We start from the raw sequence: 14,790 nt of genomic DNA, 5'->3' as shown, positions 1-14,790 counted from the left end.
CGACACATGAGTAACACCGTCGAACGCGCGGAGCGAGAGCTCCGCGCGTTCGCGCGTCTCCAGGTCAGGGCGGGCCTCCTGCCCGATTCGGAGCAGCTGGCCGAGGTCCGTGAGGCGGTCGCGGCCGAGCTGCCGCACAGCGACCCCGAGATCCTCGCGCGGGCCTGGCTGGCCGCCGCCCGCAAGGAGCTCCTCACGGAGCAGGCGACGTGGCCCGCCACCACCGACGTCGACCGCCTCCGCGCGGCCTTCATGGAGTGCCAGCAGCACGGCGTCAAGGTGCTCGCCGGCGTGGAGGACCACTGGGCCGCCCGCCGCGCACTCGAGGAGGACGCCGGGCAGCTCCGCGGTGTCATCTGGTTCGTGCCGATGGACGTCTGGCACGCCGTCGACACCCCCATGCTCGAGGTCAACCTGTGGCACCCCTCCGGCGCCAACGCCGCCGCCGGTGACCCGCTGACGACCTCCGTGCTGACCTGCCTGGAGCGTCACGGTCTGAAGGCCCGCTTCGACGAGGGACGCATCGAGGTCGCGGCCCTCTGGCAGCGACGCCTCTGATCGCCCTGTGGTGGTGACGTTCACCGCCACGTCTCCGCACGGACACGCGGCCCGTGTTCGCTGCTCGGCATGGACCGGGCGCGCATGGACTGGATGGACACCCTCCGTGGCGCGGCGGTCCTCGCGGTCGTGGTCCTGCACGTCCAGCTGACCACCTCTGCCGTCACGGGTGACCCGCTGTTGCCGCTGGCCAGGCTCGACGAGCAGCTGGCCGGCGTACGGATGCCGCTGCTGATGCTGCTGAGCGGGGTGCTCCTGCCGCGCTCGCTGGCGAAGGGTTTGCGGCGTCACGTGAGCGGCAAGGTCCGCGCCATCCTCTGGCCGTACGCCGTCTGGACCGCGATCGACCTCGGGCACCTCTTCGCCGACGCCGTGGTCGCCGGGCGGCCGGTGCCGTGGCGACTTGTCGGGGAGGCGATCTACGACCCGACCGGCTACCTGTGGTTCCTCGCCTGGCTCTTCGTCTTCCACCTCGCCGCCGGCCTCCTCACGGAGCGGGCGCGCACGATTGCTGCCGTAGGCGGGCTGGTCCTGGCCCACGTCGTGCATCCGGCGTCGCCGGAGCTGGCCCGCCTCGTCTGGCTCCTCCCCTGGTTCCTCGCCGGCGACGCCCTCGCGCGCACAGTGCCCGCCGCCCTGCCGCCCGGTGCGGGTGCGGCGGCCAACCGGCTGGGGATCGCGCCGCTGGCAGCGGTGGGGCGCAGCTCGATCGTCTACTACGTCAGCCACCTGCCCGTCGTCGTGTACGCCGTCCCGCTGCTGTGGTCGGGGCTCGGGGTGCACGCGCCCTGGCTGGTCTCCGTGCTGGCGCTCGGTGCCTCGCTGGCGATCTCCGCGACGCTCGCGCGGGTCCAGCGCGCCCCGTACTGGCGCTGGCTCTTCGCGTGGCCTGAGCGTGCGGCGCGGAGGAGTGTGATGGAGCCCACGGTCGGAAAGGGCTGCTTTCCTGTTCTCCGTGACGCCTTGTCCCATTAACGTTGTGTGGACACAGTGTCTCAGGTAATCCGGGGACCAGGTTCGACCACGAGGTGAGTGACATGACGACTGACGTGACCTACGAGCAGCACCTGGCGACGCTCTCCCAAGGCTCGGTGGACCTCCACTTCGACCCGTTCGTCGACATCGACTGGGAGAGCTACGACGTCTCCGCGGAGAACCCCCAGTGGATCCTTCCGGCTGAGCACGAGATGGGCGCCCACCCGTGGTACCAGTCGCTCTCCGAGGAGCGTCAGCGCGAGATCGGCCGCGCCTACATGGCCCAGGTCGCCAAGGTCGGCCTGGAGTTCGAGAACCTCCTCATCCGTGGCCTCATGCAGTACGTCTACGACCTGCCGAACGGCTCCGCGGAGTTCCGCTACGTCACGCACGAGGCGACCGAGGAGACGCACCACACGCAGATGTTCCAGGAGTTCGTGAACCGCTGCGAGGCGGATGCCCCCGGCATGCCGCAGTGGACCAAGACGTTCCTCATGCAGACGTTCATCCCGGGCTTCGCCCGGCTCTTCCCCGAGTTCTTCTTCATCCTCGTGCTCGGCGGCGAGGAGCCGATCGACCACATGCAGAAGGTCTACCTGCGTGCCGGCGAGGGCAAGATCCACCCGCTCATGCGGCGGATCATGCAGATCCACGTCGCGGAGGAGGCGCGCCACATCTCCTTCGCCCACGCGAAGCTGACCGAGGACGCGCCGGGCATGGGCCGGATCCGTCGCGGGCTTCTCTCCGTGCTCACGCCGATCGCGTTCCGGATCATGGCCGACATGATCCTGATCCCGCCGGGCCGCATGTGCCAGGAGCTCGGCATCCCGCGCGAGGTCATCAAGGACATCTACTGGGAGGCTCCGGAGCGCCGCGTCGTCCTCAGCGAGATCTTCGGTGACGTCCGGATGCTGTCGACCAAGGTCGGCCTCGTGGACAACCGCGTCGCCCGCCTGCTGTGGAAGCGTCTCCACATCGGCGGCGCCCCGTCCCGCTACCGCGGCGAGATCCACGACCGCTCGATCCACGACCGCGAGCTCGCTCAGCAGCACCACGCTGCCTGATCCGGCCGACGTCGCTTCCCCGAAGGTCCCTCATGCCCCACGTCGTCACCCAGTCCTGCTGTGCCGACGCCTCGTGCGTCATCGCCTGCCCCGTCAACGCGATCCACCCGGGTCCGCTCGAGGACGGCTTCGCTCTCGCCGAGCAGGTCTACATCGACCCGCAGACCTGCGTCGACTGCGGCGCCTGCGTCTCGGCCTGTCCGGTCGGCGCGATCAAGGCGCACACGCGGCTCGCTCCCTCCGAGCTGCCGTTCGTCGAGCTCAACGCGGACTTCTTCCGCGACGCCGACCGGTCCACGCGTCCGGTCCTGGCGCCGCTGCGCAAGCGGTTCCGCCCGGCGGCCGAGACGCTCCGCGTCGCCGTCGTCGGCGCCGGCCCCGCGGGCCTGTACGTCGCCGACGAGCTGCTGCACTACCCGGGCGTGACCGTGACGGTGCTCGACCGGCTCGGTGTGCCGCACGGCCTGGCCCGCTTCGGCGTCGCGCCCGACCACGAGCACACGCGCAAGATCCGCACGCTCTTCGAGACGATCGAGAAGCAGGACGGCTTCACCTACGAGCTCGGCGTCGAGGTCGGCCGCGACGTCACTCACGAGCAGCTCATGGCGGCGTACGACGCGGTCGTCTACACGGTCGGCGCATCGGCAGACCGCGCCATGGGTGTGCCCGGCGAGGACCTGCCCGGCAGCGTCTCGGCCACGAGCGTCGTCGGCTGGTACAACGGGCACCCCGACCACGCCGACCTCGGCCCCGACCTGTCGGGCGAGCGCGTCGTCGTCGTCGGCAACGGCAATGTCGCCCTCGACGTCGCGCGCATCATGACCGCCGACCCGGAGGCGCTCGCGTCCACCGAGATCGCGCCCGCCGCGCTCGCTTCCCTCCGCAGCAGCTCCGTGCGCGAGGTGCTCGTGCTGGGCCGTCGCGGTCCGGCCGAGGCTGCGTTCACGATGCCCGAGCTGGTCGGCCTCGCCGGCCTCACCGACGTCGACGTCCTCGTCGAGGGTGGGCTCGCTGGCCTGGAGGGCCTCGAGGCGTCGCCCAAGCTCGACCTGATCCGCGAGATCGCCCGGCGTGAGCCCGGGGCGGGGGAGCGTCGGCGCATCGTGCTGCGCTTCCACACCGCGCCTGTCGGCGTCGTCGGCGACACCCACGTGACCGGCCTCGAGGTGGCCCGCACCGAGCTCGTGACCGGTCCCGACGGCGTACGCCGCGCCGAGCTGACCGACGACCGTGAGGTGATTCCCGCGTCGATGGTGCTGCGCAGCGTCGGGTACCGCGGCCGACCCGTTCCCGGCCTGCCGTTCGACGAGACCAGCGCCACGATCCCCAACGTGGCGGGGCGTGTCGAGCCCGGCGTGTACGTCGCGGGCTGGATCAAACGTGGACCGACCGGCTTCCTCGGCACGAACAAGACGTGCGCGGAGGAGACCGTCGACAGCCTTCTCGCTGACGTCGCCGCCGCACAGAACGTGGCCGGATCTGACAAGATGGCGACCCGATAACAACCTTCCGGGTCGAAAGTGGGTCATGGGGACCGACGAGCAGCAGGTCGATGGGCGCAGTGTCCGCTGGGAAGCACACAAGCGCGAGCGCCGTGCTGCCATCATCCAGGCCGCCATCGAACTCACTGAGGCCCATCCGCCGGGCACGGACATCCACGTCCAGCTGATCGCGAAGCAGGCCGGCATCGGCCGCCCGGTGGTCTACCGCCACTTCGCTGACCGCGACGACCTGGACCGCGCGGTGCAGCGGCAGTCGCTGCAGATGCTCAACGACCACGTCTTCGCCCCGGGCATCGCCGAGGGTGGCCTGCGCGAGGTCATCGAGCGGGGTGTGTTGCGCTACGTCCAGTGGGCACACGAGCATCGCGCACTCCACCGCTTCGCCATGCGCGAGCTGCCGGGCAAGATCGACAACCCCGTGCGCAACGCCATCCGCGGCATCTCCGTGCAGCTGAAGCCGCTGCTCCTCGAGGGTGGCAAGGTGCTCGGCGTCGAGCTCGACGAGGACGACGCGGCGATGGTCGACCTGGTCGCCTTCGGCGTCGTCTCCGAGGTCGTCTCCGCGGTCCGCCTGTGGCTGGCGCGGGGCGAGGACCGCAAGCCCGACCCCGAGCCGCTGGCCTACCGGCTCGCGCAGCTGATCTGGTACCAGCTGGACGGCATGGCTGCCACGCGCGGCGGCAAGCTCAACCCGGAGCTCTCGCTGTCGGACCTCGCCGGGCTCTTCCCTGCGTCCGAAAACTAGAATCATCGGGTGAGCACCCCCAGCAGCCTGACCATCGGCGTCCTCGCCCTCCAGGGCGACGTCCGCGAGCACCGCGCCATGCTCGAGCAGTGTGGCGTCTCCGCCGTCGGCGTACGCCGTCCGGAGGAGCTCGCGCAGGTCGACGGCCTGGTGATCCCGGGCGGGGAGTCGACGACCATCGGCAAGCTCGCCGGCATCTTCGGCCTGCTCGAGCCGATCCGCGCCGCCCTGCGCGACGGGCTCCCGGCGTACGGCACGTGTGCGGGGATGATCATGCTCGCCGACGCGATCGAGGGCGGCACGGCCGACCAGCAGACGTTCGGCGGCATCGACGTCGTCGTGCGGCGCAACGGGTTCGGTCGCCAGGTCGACTCGTTCGAGGCGGTGGTGGACTTCTCGCCGTCGTGGCACGACCACTTCGACTACCCGGCCACCTTCATCCGCGCGCCGTACGTCGAGAAGGTGGGCGACGGCGTCGAGGTCGCCGCCACGGTGACGGACGAGCAGGGGGATAGGATCGTCGCGGTCCGACAGGGGCGCCTGCTCGCCACGTCGTTCCACCCGGAGATCACCGGTGACACCCGGATCCACGAGCTCTTCGTCGAGCTCGTCCGGTCCTGACGGTCCGCCTGGTCCCACCGCACGAGCACGACGACGGAAGAGAGCGCATGTCCGGCCACTCCAAGTGGGCAACCACGAAGCACAAGAAGGCGGCGATCGACGCCAAGCGGGCCAAGAGCTTCGCGAAGCTGATCAAGGTCATCGAGATCGCAGCCCGGGCCGGCGGTGCCGACACGTCCGGCAACCCGGCGCTGGTCGACGCCATCCAGAAGGCGAAGAAGTCGTCGGTCCCCAACGACAACATCGACCGCGCCGTCAAGCGCGGTGCAGGCCTCAGCGGTGACAGCGTCGCCTACGACACGATCATGTACGAGGTCTACGGCCCGTCCGGTGTCGCGCTGCTGGTCGAGTGCCTCACCGACAACAAGAACCGTGCCGCGATGGAGGTCCGCACCGCGGTCACCCGCAACGGCGGCACCATGGCCGACCCCGGCTCCGTCTCGCGCCTCTTCGGCCGCAAGGGCATCGTCGTGGTCGCCAAGTCGCAGGACGGCAAGGAGATCGACGAGGACACCGTCCTCGAGGCGACCCTCGACGCCGGCGCCGAGGAGGTCAACGACCTCGGTGACTCCTGGCAGGTCCAGTGCGAGGCGACCGATGTCGTCGCGGTCCGCACGGCGATCCAGGAGGCCGGCCTCGACTACGACTCCGCCGACGTCGAGTTCGTGGCGTCGATGGACATCCCGGTCGCTGACGCCGCCACCGCCGCCAAGGTGATCAAGCTCGTCGACGTGATCGACGACCTCGACGACGTGCAGAACGTCTTCTCCAACGCCGACATCCCCGACGAGCTCCTCGAGGAGCTCGACGACTGAGTTTCACGAACGACGACCTCGGTCGCGGCGCCGCGAGGCTCCGTGACCGAGGTCGCTGCGTGTGCAGACGTGGTCAGTCCGTGAAGTAGAACGGTGCGCCGAGCGGGACCATTTGGCTCCAGCCCTTCACGGCGGTGGTCGACATCACCTGGTGGCCGACCTTGCCCCAGTGAACGTAGCCGCCGCCAGAGGGCCCACAGCCGAGGCTGGTCCAGTAGGCCGCGCCGTCGGACCAGCGGTAGCCGCGGGCCTTCACGCAGATGGAGCCGCTCGACCACGGCGGAACCGTCCATGCGACGTAGATCTTCGGGTACTTCACCACCGAGGTGGTGTGACCACACGAGCCGTGCCATGTCTTGCTCCAGTAGCCCGGCGTCGCGTAACCGGCCGCCTCGTAGGCGCCGCAGGAGACGAGCTTCAGGTTTGCAGTGGTGCCATGGTCCTCGGGCGCCGGTCTGGACGCGGCTGTGGTCGAGGTGCTGACCTGCGCGACCAGGAGTGCGGCCAGACAGGCGAAGAGGGCGAGCTTGAGCTTGAGGATCATGGTGAGCCTCCCGATAGGCGTAGTGGGTCGGGTAGCGAGTCTGGTGGCGGCTGTGCGCGCGGGGCATGAGTACCTGTGCGCACCTTGACGGCACGGGCGTCGGCGGGAGACTGGGCCCATGACAGAGGTCGACGCCTACCTGGATGAGCTCTCGCCGGCGGAGGCAGAGGTGATCCGCGGCTACTACGCGCGTGCCCTCACGCTGGTGCCGGAGGCCGTGCCGGGCAGGAAGTACGGCATGGCCTGCCTGACCTACCGCGATCGCGGTCTCGTCGCGATCATCCGCACGGAGGCGGGGTTTTCGCTCTTCCCGTTCGGCTCGGAGCCGGTCGCGCTGGCCCGCCCACTGCTCGACGGCCTGCCGACCACCCGCGGAGGCGTGCAGTTCACCGCCGACCGTGGCGTCCCCGATGCGGCGTACGACGGGATGGTGCGGTGGACCCGCGACCACATCGACCGCACCCTTGGCCCCACGCGCTGACCCGCGTGTCGTCGCCGTACGTCGGAGGCGCGGCCGTTAGGGTTCGAACATGCGTTCGCAGACCCGTGTGCTCGGCATCGACCCCGGCCTGACCCGCTGCGGGCTCGGCGTCGTCGAGGGGTCGATCGGCCGGCCGCTGTCGCTCGTCGACGTGGGCGTGGTCCGCACGACGTCGAGCCTCCCGGTCTGGGAGCGGCTCGTGACGATCGAGAAGGGCGTCGACGCCTGGCTCGACGAGCACCGTCCCGATGCCGTGGCCATCGAGCGGATGTTCGCGCGCTCCGACGTCAGCACGATCATGGGCACGGCGCAGGCTGCCGGCGTCGCGATGGTCTGCGCCGCCCGGCGCGGCATCCCGGTCGCGATGCACACGCCGTCGGAGGTGAAGGCCGCCGTCTCCGGCAACGGCCGCGCCGACAAGGCACAGGTCGGCCTCATGGTGACGCGCATCCTCCGGCTCGACGCGATGCCGAAGCCCGCCGACGCGGCCGACGCGCTGGCGCTGGCGATCACCCACATCTGGCGCGGTGGCGCCCAGTCCCGACTCGAGGCGGCCGTCGCCGCCCAGGCACTCAAGGCAGGATCCCGTTGATCGCTCACGTCCGCGGCACCGTCACCGACCTCGGCCTCACCAGTGCCGTACTGGAGGTGGGGGGAGTCGGTCTCGAGCTCCAGTGCACCCCCGGCACCCTCGCCACGCTGCGTCACGGGGCGCAGGCGACGCTGCCGACGAGCCTCGTCGTACGCGAGGACTCGCTGACGCTCTTCGGCTTCCTCGACGACGACGAGAAGTCGTGCTTCGAGCTCGTGCAGACCGCCAGCGGCGTCGGGCCGAAGCTGGCGCAGGCGATCCTCGCCGTGCTCGGCCCTGACGACCTCCGGGTCGCCATCGCCGGCGAGGACGTCAAGACGCTCACGAAGGTCCCGGGCATCGGGCAGAAGGGCGCCCAGCGGATCATCCTCGAGCTCAAGGACCGCATCGGCGCCCCCGTCGGCCGTGGTGCTGCGCGCGTCGCGCCCGCGGCAGACGCGTGGCGTGCACAGGTGGTCGAGGGCCTCACCGGCCTCGGCTGGTCGGCGAAGGAGGCCGAGAAGGCCGTCGACGTCGTCGCACCCGACGCCGGCTCGACGCCCGACATCGGTGCCGTGCTGCGTGCGGCGCTGCAGACGCTGCGGAAGGCCTGACCTCCATGGCGTACGACGACGTGGAGCTGTCCGCGCTGGAGGCCGAGCACCTGGCCCGGATGGAGGGCCGCCTGACCGCCGCCGAGGCGGACTCCGACGAGCGTGCCGTCGAGGCCGCACTGCGCCCGCGGACCCTCGACGAAGTGATCGGCCAGGAGCGGGTCCGTGAGCAGCTCGGCCTCGTGCTCGATGCCGCCAAGGCACGTGGCCGCGTGCCCGACCACGTGCTCCTGTCGGGGCCTCCGGGTCTGGGCAAGACCACCCTCGCGATGATCATCGCCGCGGAGATGGAGGCGCCGCTGCGCCTGACCAGCGGTCCGGCCATCACCCACGCCGGTGACCTGGCTGCGATCCTCTCCGGCCTCAACGAGGGAGAGGTCCTCTTCGTCGACGAGATCCACCGGATGTCGCGGCCGGCGGAGGAGATGCTCTACATGGCGATGGAGGACTTCCGCGTCGACGTGATCATCGGCAAGGGCCCGGGCGCCACCGCGATCCCGCTCGAGATCCCGCCGTTCACGCTGGTGGGCGCCACGACACGTGCCGGCCTGCTGCCGGGCCCGCTGCGCGACCGCTTCGGCTTCACCGGCCACCTGGAGTTCTACGAGCCCCACGAGCTCGACGGCATCGTCCGTCGCAGCGCCCACCTGCTCGACGTCCAGCTGACCGACGAGGGTTCCGCCGAGATCGCCGGTCGGTCGCGCGGCACGCCACGCATCGCCAACCGGCTGCTGCGCCGGGTGCGCGACTACGCCCAGGTCCGCGCTGACGGCGTCGTGACGCTCGACGTCGCCCACCGTGCACTCGACCTCTTCGAGGTCGACGCCCTCGGCCTCGACCGCCTGGACCGCGGCGTGCTCGACGTGCTCTGCCGGCGGTTCGGCGGGGGACCGGTGGGTCTCTCCACGCTGGCCGTCGCGGTCGGCGAGGAGCGCGAGACGGTGGAGGAGGTCGCCGAGCCCTTCCTGGTCCGCAACGGCTTCCTCGCCCGCACGCCGCGGGGCCGTATCGCGACCCCGGCAGCGTGGGCGCACCTCGGCCTGAGGCAGCCGCCCGGCACACCCGGGGACGACCCGCTGCCCGGTTCGTGACGCGGGCTACACTGCACCGTCGGTCGCTCCGCGGCCCGTTGTCGACTCCTCCGAGAGGCCTTGATCCGTGTCCTTGACGGACCTTGCCGCGTGGCTGCCCATCCTGGGTATCTTCGCCGTTTTCTGGTTGCTCATCATCCTGCCCGCACGTCGCCGCCAGAGGGCGGCGGTCGAGATGCAGTCGCAGCTGACCGTCGGTGACCGCGTGGTCACCTCCGGCGGGATCTTCGGCACCATCTCCCGCGTGGCGGATGACCGGGTCGGCCTCGAGGTGGCCCCCGGCGTCGTCGTCGACATCGCGCGCGGCGCACTCGTGGGCAAGGAGGCCTGACGTGGCAGCAGCAAAGGTGGCGCGGCCCGGCCGCACCCTCATCCTCTTCCTCGCCGGTCTCGGCGTGCTCTTCGGTCTCGTGGCCATCGGTGGCACGTGGAAGCCCGAGCTCGGGCTCGACCTCCAGGGCGGCCAGCGCATCACGCTGCGCGCCAAGGAGGCCAACGTGAAGCCCGACGCGATGGCCGAGGCCGTCAAGATCATCAACCAGCGCGTCAACGGCTCCGGCGTGGCCGAGGCCAACGTCTCCAGCCAGGGCAACCGCAACGTGGTCGTCTCGATCCCGGGCAAGTCCAACCAGAAGCTGGTCGACATCGTCCAGCGGCAGGCTCGGCTCGGCTTCCGCCTGATCGCGTGCTCGTCGGAAAACCCCGGGCCGTGCGCGACCGGGGGCGGCACGCCTGCCAAGGCCAGCGGTCGCGCCGAGGAGGCGCTCGCGTGGCGCAAGGCCCCGCCGGCCGCCTGGGTGACCCGCTTCGAGCAGAGCACGTGTCCGCCGGGCGGCGGCGCTGCGCTGCAGAGCGGTGAGAAGTCGGCCTCCGAGGACGTCGATGCGCCGGGCACGCCCATGGTCGCCTGTGACGCCAACGGCAGGAAGTTCCTCCTCTCCGCGGCTCCTGTCGAGGGCAAGGACCTCTCCAACGCGAGCGCCGGCCAGGGACAGAACGCGGTCGACTACCTCGTCGACCTCCGCCTCAAGAAGGACGGCGCGGCACGGTTCCTGAAGGTCTCGAAGGCGCTCTACTCCAACGGCCAGGAGGCGTTCGCCATCGTCCTCGACGGCAAGGTGCTGCAGACGCCGAGCATGGTCGATGGCAACCTCAGCTCGCGCTCGAGCATCACGGGCCAGCGCTCCCTCCGCGAGGCCACCGACCTCGCCACCAGCCTCAAGTTCGGTGCGCTGCCGGTCGCCTTCGAGTCCGACCCGAAGAACGAGACGATTGGCCCCTCGCTCGCTGGCAACCAGCTCTCCGCAGGCATCTGGGCGGGCATCGTCGGCCTCGCGCTCGTCATGCTCTACTGCCTGCTCTACTACCGCGGCCTCGGCCTCGTCGTCATCGCCTCGCTCATCGCAGCCGGCCTGTCGACGTACGCCATGGTGCTGCTGCTGGCGGGTGCGGGCTTCACGCTCTCCCTGCCGGGCATCGCCGGTCTGATCGTGGCGGTCGGCATCACCGCTGACTCCTTCATCGTCTTCTTCGAACGCATCCGTGACGAGATGCGCGACGGCAAGACGATGCGCGTCGCGGTCGAAGCGGGCTGGGTCCGAGCGCGGAACACCTGCCTGGCGGCCGACGCGGTCTCGCTGTCGGCGGCGCTCGTCCTCTACATCTTCGCGATCGACGAGGTCCGCGGCTTCGCCTTCACCCTGGGCCTGTCGACGGTCATCGACCTCGCGATCTTCTTCTGGTTCACCAAGCCGGCGGTCTCCTGGCTGGGCCGGTTCCACTTCTTCAGTTCCGGCCACAAGCTCTCGGGCCTCGGCACGGAGACGCTCGGCGTCGACGCTCCGGCGTCTGCAGCGATCACGGGAGGGGCTGCCTGATGGGCAAGTTCTCGCGCCTCGGCAACGACCTCTACAACGGTCACAGGTCGATCGACTTCGTCGGTCGCTGGAAGCGATGGTACGCCATCTCGGCGGTCATCGTCATCGTCGCGATCAGCGGCCTCGTCGTCCGGGGCCTCAACCTCGGCATCGAGTTCGTCGGCGGCACGGAGTACTCCGTCAGCCTGCCCTCGGAGAAGGTGACCCAGCACAACGCCGACAAGCTCCGCGACGTGGTGGCGGGCCTCGGCATCAAGGACGCCGAGCAGCCGGTCGTCACGACCTCCGGCGAGAAGGCGATCCTCGTCCAGACCGAGCCGCTGTCCAGCGACGACATCACCAAGGTGAAGTCCGCCATGGCGAAGGCGGTCGGCATCCACGTCGGCGACATCTCCCACGACTCGATCGGCTCGAGCTGGGGCAAGGACGTCCTCAACCGGGCGATCCTCGGCCTGATCGTCTTCCTGGTCATCGTGGTGCTCTTCATCTGGGCGTACTTCCGCGAGTGGAAGATGTCCGTGGCCGCGATCGTGGCGCTTGCCCACGACCTCGTCATCACCGTCGGCATCTACGCGCTGTCCGGCTTCGAGGTGTCACCGGCGACGGTCACCGGCATCCTGACGATCCTCGGCTTCTCGCTCTACGACACGGTCGTCGTCTTCGACAAGGTCCGTGAGAACACCACCGGCGGCAAGGCCGCCAGCCGGTCGTACGCCGAGGGCGCCAACCTCGCCGTCAACCAGACCCTGGTGCGCTCGATCAACACGTCGATCGTGGCGCTGCTGCCCGTCGCCGCGATCCTCTACGCCGGCGTCGTGCAGCTCGGCTCGGGCTCGCTCAAGGACCTCGCGCTCGCGCTCTTCGTCGGCATGGCCGCGGGTGCGTACTCCTCGATCTTCATCGCGACCCCGCTCGTGGTGCAGCTCAAGCGCAACGACGGCGACGTCGAGGCGATCAACCGCCGCGCCGCCGCCCGTCGGGCCGCGGTCGACCCGTACGCCAGCGTGCCGTCGTTCGCCGAGGGCATGCCGGTCTACGCCGACCCGACGACCACGGCGCTGGAGCAGGCCCGCCACGGCATCGACCCCGAGCAGCAGCGCGCGGCGGCCCAGCGGCCGATGACGCGCGACCGGCTGCCGAAGGGCTACCTCAAGGAGCAGGAGAACCTCCCGGAGGAGCTCGAGGACGACGGCCGATGAGCGTGCTCGCCCCGGAGGTGCGTGACGAGGTCGAGCGGGCTCTCTCCGCGTGCGTGATCGACGTCGTCGACTACCCGCAGCCGGGCGTGATGTTCAAGGACATCACCCCGATGCTCGCCGACCACGACGCGTTCACGGCGGTTGTGACGGCTCTCGCATCTGCTGGACGTGACGAGGACGGCAACGTCATCGTTGACAAGGTCGTGGGCATGGAGGCGCGCGGGTTCATCCTCGCCGCCCCTGTCGCCCTCGCCCTCGGAGCCGGGTTCGTCCCGGTGCGCAAGGCGGGCAAGCTGCCGCGTGAGACCCACGCCGTGTCGTATGCCCTCGAGTACGGCGAAGCCACCCTGGAGATCCACCAGGACGCGGTCCAGCCGGGCGAGCGGGTGCTCCTGGTCGACGACGTGCTGGCCACCGGCGGCACCGTCGCGGCCACGCGCGAGCTCGTCGAGTCCTGCGGGGGCACCGTCCACGCCGTCTCGGTCCTGCTGGAGCTCACGTTCCTTCCGGGACGCGAGACGAATCCGGGCCTGACGGTCACCTCCCTCGGTACCGTCTGACCGCCTGAACCTCACTGAACCGTTCGAGAAAGAGAAGCACTGACGTGACGTCTGACCACTTCGCCGACTGGAAGCGCCGGGAGGCCCTGGCCGAGGCGATGATCCCGATCATCGGCCAGCTCTACCGTGAGCGCGACGTCACCGTCCTGGTGCACAGCCGGTCGCTGGTGAACAAGTCGGTCATCAGCATCCTGAAGACCCACAAGTACGTCCGCCAGATCGTGGGCAAGGAGCTGGGCATCGAGGACACGTTCCCGATCCTGCAGATCCTCGCCGGCCTCGACCTCGGCCCCTCCCGCGTCGACATCGGCAAGCTCGCCCTCGCGTACGCCGAGGACGGCCAGGGCAAGACCCTCGAGGAGTTCGTGACCGCGGCCGTCGCCGGCGCCACGGGCGACAACAAGCTGGTCCGCGAGGGCTCGACGGACGTGGTCCTCTACGGCTTCGGCCGCATCGGCCGCCTCCTGGCCCGCCTGCTCATCGAGAAGTCCGGCTCGGGCAACGGCCTGCGCCTGCGCGCCGTCGTCGTGCGCAAGGGCTCCGACGACGACCTCAAGAAGCGCGCCTCGCTGCTGCGCCGCGACTCGATCCACGGCCAGTTCAACGGCTCGATCTCGATCGACGAAGAGCGCAACGTCATCATCGCCAACGGCGTGGAGATCCAGTTCATCTACTCCAACGACCCCTCCGAGGTCGACTACACGGAGTACGGCATCAACGACGCGATCCTCATCGACAACACGGGCAAGTGGCGTGACCGCGAGGGTCTCTCCAACCACCTGCGCCCGGGTGTCGCCAAGGTCGTCCTGACGGCGCCGGGCAAGGGCGACGTCAAGAACATCGTCCACGGCGTCAACCACAACACGATCGAGGCCAGCGACAACATCCTGTCGTGCGCCTCCTGCACGACCAACGCGATCGTCCCGCCGCTCAAGGCGATCGAGGACGAGTTCGGCATCGTGCACGGCCACGTGGAGACGGTCCACTCGTTCACCAACGACCAGAACCTCCTGGACAACTTCCACAAGGGCGACCGTCGTGGCCGCTCGGCGCCGCTCAACATGGTGCTCACCGAGACCGGTGCCGCCTCCGCGATCAAGAAGGCGATGCCGGACTTCGGCGCCCACATCTCGGGCTCGTCGATCCGCGTCCCCACCCCGGACGTGTCGATGGCGATCCTCAACCTGACGCTGAAGCGCGAGACGACGAAGGAGGAGCTCAACGACTTCATGCGCAACGCGTCGCTGCACTCCGACCTCAAGCGCCAGATCGACTTCACCACGTCCAACGACGCCGTCTCGACCGACTTCGTCGGCTCGCGCCACGCCTCGATCTTCGACGCCAACGCGACCATCGTGAACGGCACCAACGCCATCGCCTACCTCTGGTACGACAACGAGTTCGGCTACTCGTGCCAGGTGGTCCGCGTGGTCCAGCACATCTCCGGCGTGGAGTACCCGCTCTTCCCGACTGCCTGACGGAGTCAGGCACGTCACCTCGACAGGCCCCGTGCCGCAGGTTCGCCTGCGGCACGGGGCCTTCGGCGTATGACGGGAGTCACCACTCGGCGTAC

General features: G+C 69.8%; 17 protein-coding genes. 16 read left to right on the top strand and 1 reads right to left on the bottom strand.

The window, feature by feature from the left end:
* The first annotated feature begins 6 nt into the window (after nt 1-6).
* The 7 genes from IEX47_RS16790 (at nt 7) to IEX47_RS16760 (ending at nt 6,280) form a co-directional block, all read left to right on the top strand.
* Nucleotides 7-558 carry a DUF6891 domain-containing protein gene (locus IEX47_RS16790; protein WP_188785171.1) on the top strand — a complete coding sequence of 184 codons (552 nt, stop codon included), beginning with the start codon at nt 7-9 and terminating at the stop codon, nt 556-558.
* Nucleotides 559-627: 69 nt separating this feature from the next.
* The gene (locus tag IEX47_RS16785; protein WP_188785170.1) at nt 628-1,533 is read left to right on the top strand and encodes an acyltransferase family protein; all 906 of its coding nucleotides are present in this window, start codon (nt 628-630) and stop codon (nt 1,531-1,533) included.
* 62 nt (nt 1,534-1,595) lie between these two features.
* Nucleotides 1,596-2,597, top strand: a complete 1,002-nt coding sequence (locus IEX47_RS16780) for an AurF N-oxygenase family protein (protein ID WP_188785169.1) — start codon at nt 1,596-1,598, stop codon at nt 2,595-2,597.
* Between the two features lie 32 nt (nt 2,598-2,629).
* On the top strand, nt 2,630-4,099 hold the full coding sequence (locus IEX47_RS16775) for an FAD-dependent oxidoreductase (protein ID WP_188785168.1): 1,470 nt from the start codon (nt 2,630-2,632) through the stop codon (nt 4,097-4,099).
* A 25-nt stretch (nt 4,100-4,124) separates the two neighbouring features.
* On the top strand, nt 4,125-4,844 hold the full coding sequence (locus IEX47_RS16770) for a TetR/AcrR family transcriptional regulator (protein ID WP_188785167.1): 720 nt from the start codon (nt 4,125-4,127) through the stop codon (nt 4,842-4,844).
* A 9-nt stretch (nt 4,845-4,853) separates the two neighbouring features.
* On the top strand, nt 4,854-5,465 hold the full coding sequence (gene pdxT / locus IEX47_RS16765; RefSeq protein WP_188785166.1) for a pyridoxal 5'-phosphate synthase glutaminase subunit PdxT: 612 nt from the start codon (nt 4,854-4,856) through the stop codon (nt 5,463-5,465).
* Between the two features lie 47 nt (nt 5,466-5,512).
* Complete coding sequence (locus tag IEX47_RS16760; RefSeq protein ID WP_188785165.1) at nt 5,513-6,280, top strand: YebC/PmpR family DNA-binding transcriptional regulator; 768 nt, start codon at nt 5,513-5,515, stop codon at nt 6,278-6,280.
* A gap of 73 nt (nt 6,281-6,353) precedes the next feature.
* Here IEX47_RS16760 and IEX47_RS16755 read toward each other — a convergent pair whose 3' ends face one another.
* Nucleotides 6,354-6,824 (bottom strand): hypothetical protein, encoded by a 471-nt coding sequence (locus IEX47_RS16755; protein ID WP_188785164.1) that lies wholly within the window; start codon nt 6,822-6,824, stop codon nt 6,354-6,356.
* A gap of 118 nt (nt 6,825-6,942) precedes the next feature.
* Between IEX47_RS16755 and IEX47_RS16750 the strand changes: the two genes are divergently transcribed.
* From IEX47_RS16750 to IEX47_RS16710, 9 genes are all read left to right on the top strand, one after another.
* Complete coding sequence (locus IEX47_RS16750; RefSeq protein WP_188785163.1) at nt 6,943-7,305, top strand: DUF1801 domain-containing protein; 363 nt, start codon at nt 6,943-6,945, stop codon at nt 7,303-7,305.
* 49 nt (nt 7,306-7,354) lie between these two features.
* Entirely contained in the window at nt 7,355-7,897 is a 543-nt protein-coding gene (ruvC, locus tag IEX47_RS16745) for a crossover junction endodeoxyribonuclease RuvC (protein WP_188785162.1), read from the top strand.
* A complete protein-coding gene (gene ruvA / locus IEX47_RS16740) occupies nt 7,894-8,490 on the top strand; it encodes a Holliday junction branch migration protein RuvA (protein WP_188785161.1) in 597 nt (198 codons plus the stop codon). Before ruvC ends, ruvA begins: the two co-directional genes overlap by 4 nt.
* A 59-nt stretch (nt 8,491-8,549) precedes the next feature.
* Entirely contained in the window at nt 8,550-9,581 is a 1,032-nt protein-coding gene (ruvB, locus tag IEX47_RS16735) for a Holliday junction branch migration DNA helicase RuvB (protein WP_229662961.1), read from the top strand.
* A gap of 67 nt (nt 9,582-9,648) precedes the next feature.
* Entirely contained in the window at nt 9,649-9,912 is a 264-nt protein-coding gene (gene yajC / locus IEX47_RS16730; protein WP_188785159.1) for a preprotein translocase subunit YajC, read from the top strand.
* Between the two features lies 1 nt (nt 9,913).
* Nucleotides 9,914-11,458 (top strand): protein translocase subunit SecD, encoded by a 1,545-nt coding sequence (gene secD, locus IEX47_RS16725; RefSeq protein WP_229662960.1) that lies wholly within the window; start codon nt 9,914-9,916, stop codon nt 11,456-11,458.
* Nucleotides 11,458-12,657 (top strand): protein translocase subunit SecF, encoded by a 1,200-nt coding sequence (gene secF / locus IEX47_RS16720; RefSeq protein WP_188785157.1) that lies wholly within the window; start codon nt 11,458-11,460, stop codon nt 12,655-12,657. The genes secD and secF overlap by 1 nt, the downstream gene beginning before the upstream one ends.
* Nucleotides 12,654-13,217 (top strand): adenine phosphoribosyltransferase, encoded by a 564-nt coding sequence (locus tag IEX47_RS16715; protein WP_188785156.1) that lies wholly within the window; start codon nt 12,654-12,656, stop codon nt 13,215-13,217. The genes secF and IEX47_RS16715 overlap by 4 nt, the downstream gene beginning before the upstream one ends.
* 44 nt (nt 13,218-13,261) lie before the next feature.
* The gene (locus tag IEX47_RS16710) at nt 13,262-14,695 is read left to right on the top strand and encodes a glyceraldehyde-3-phosphate dehydrogenase (protein ID WP_188785155.1); all 1,434 of its coding nucleotides are present in this window, start codon (nt 13,262-13,264) and stop codon (nt 14,693-14,695) included.
* Nucleotides 14,696-14,790: the final 95 nt, after the last annotated feature.

The organism is Nocardioides phosphati, assembly GCF_014646375.1.
GTDB classification, from domain to species: Bacteria; Actinomycetota; Actinomycetes; order Propionibacteriales; family Nocardioidaceae; genus Nocardioides; species Nocardioides phosphati.
The sequence above is the reverse complement of the archived record's forward strand: the minus strand, read 5'-3'. Positions and strand labels throughout refer to the sequence as shown.

Bases quoted from the DNA above. Each gene is read 5' to 3' on its own strand.
- IEX47_RS16755 (WP_188785164.1), bottom strand. From the start codon at position 6,824: ATGATCCTCAAGCTCAAGCTCGCCCTCTTCGCCTGTCTGGCCGCACTC.
- IEX47_RS16760 (WP_188785165.1), top strand. From the start codon at position 5,513: ATGTCCGGCCACTCCAAGTGGGCAACCACGAAGCACAAGAAGGCGGCG.
- ruvB (WP_229662961.1), top strand. From the start codon at position 8,550: ATGGAGGGCCGCCTGACCGCCGCCGAGGCGGACTCCGACGAGCGTGCC.
- IEX47_RS16775 (WP_188785168.1), top strand. From the start codon at position 2,630: ATGCCCCACGTCGTCACCCAGTCCTGCTGTGCCGACGCCTCGTGCGTC.
- IEX47_RS16750 (WP_188785163.1), top strand. From the start codon at position 6,943: ATGACAGAGGTCGACGCCTACCTGGATGAGCTCTCGCCGGCGGAGGCA.
- ruvC (WP_188785162.1), top strand. From the start codon at position 7,355: ATGCGTTCGCAGACCCGTGTGCTCGGCATCGACCCCGGCCTGACCCGC.
- IEX47_RS16785 (WP_188785170.1), top strand. From the start codon at position 628: ATGGACCGGGCGCGCATGGACTGGATGGACACCCTCCGTGGCGCGGCG.
- IEX47_RS16790 (WP_188785171.1), top strand. From the start codon at position 7: ATGAGTAACACCGTCGAACGCGCGGAGCGAGAGCTCCGCGCGTTCGCG.
- IEX47_RS16780 (WP_188785169.1), top strand. From the start codon at position 1,596: ATGACGACTGACGTGACCTACGAGCAGCACCTGGCGACGCTCTCCCAA.
- IEX47_RS16715 (WP_188785156.1), top strand. From the start codon at position 12,654: ATGAGCGTGCTCGCCCCGGAGGTGCGTGACGAGGTCGAGCGGGCTCTC.
- IEX47_RS16770 (WP_188785167.1), top strand. From the start codon at position 4,125: ATGGGGACCGACGAGCAGCAGGTCGATGGGCGCAGTGTCCGCTGGGAA.
- secF (WP_188785157.1), top strand. From the start codon at position 11,458: ATGGGCAAGTTCTCGCGCCTCGGCAACGACCTCTACAACGGTCACAGG.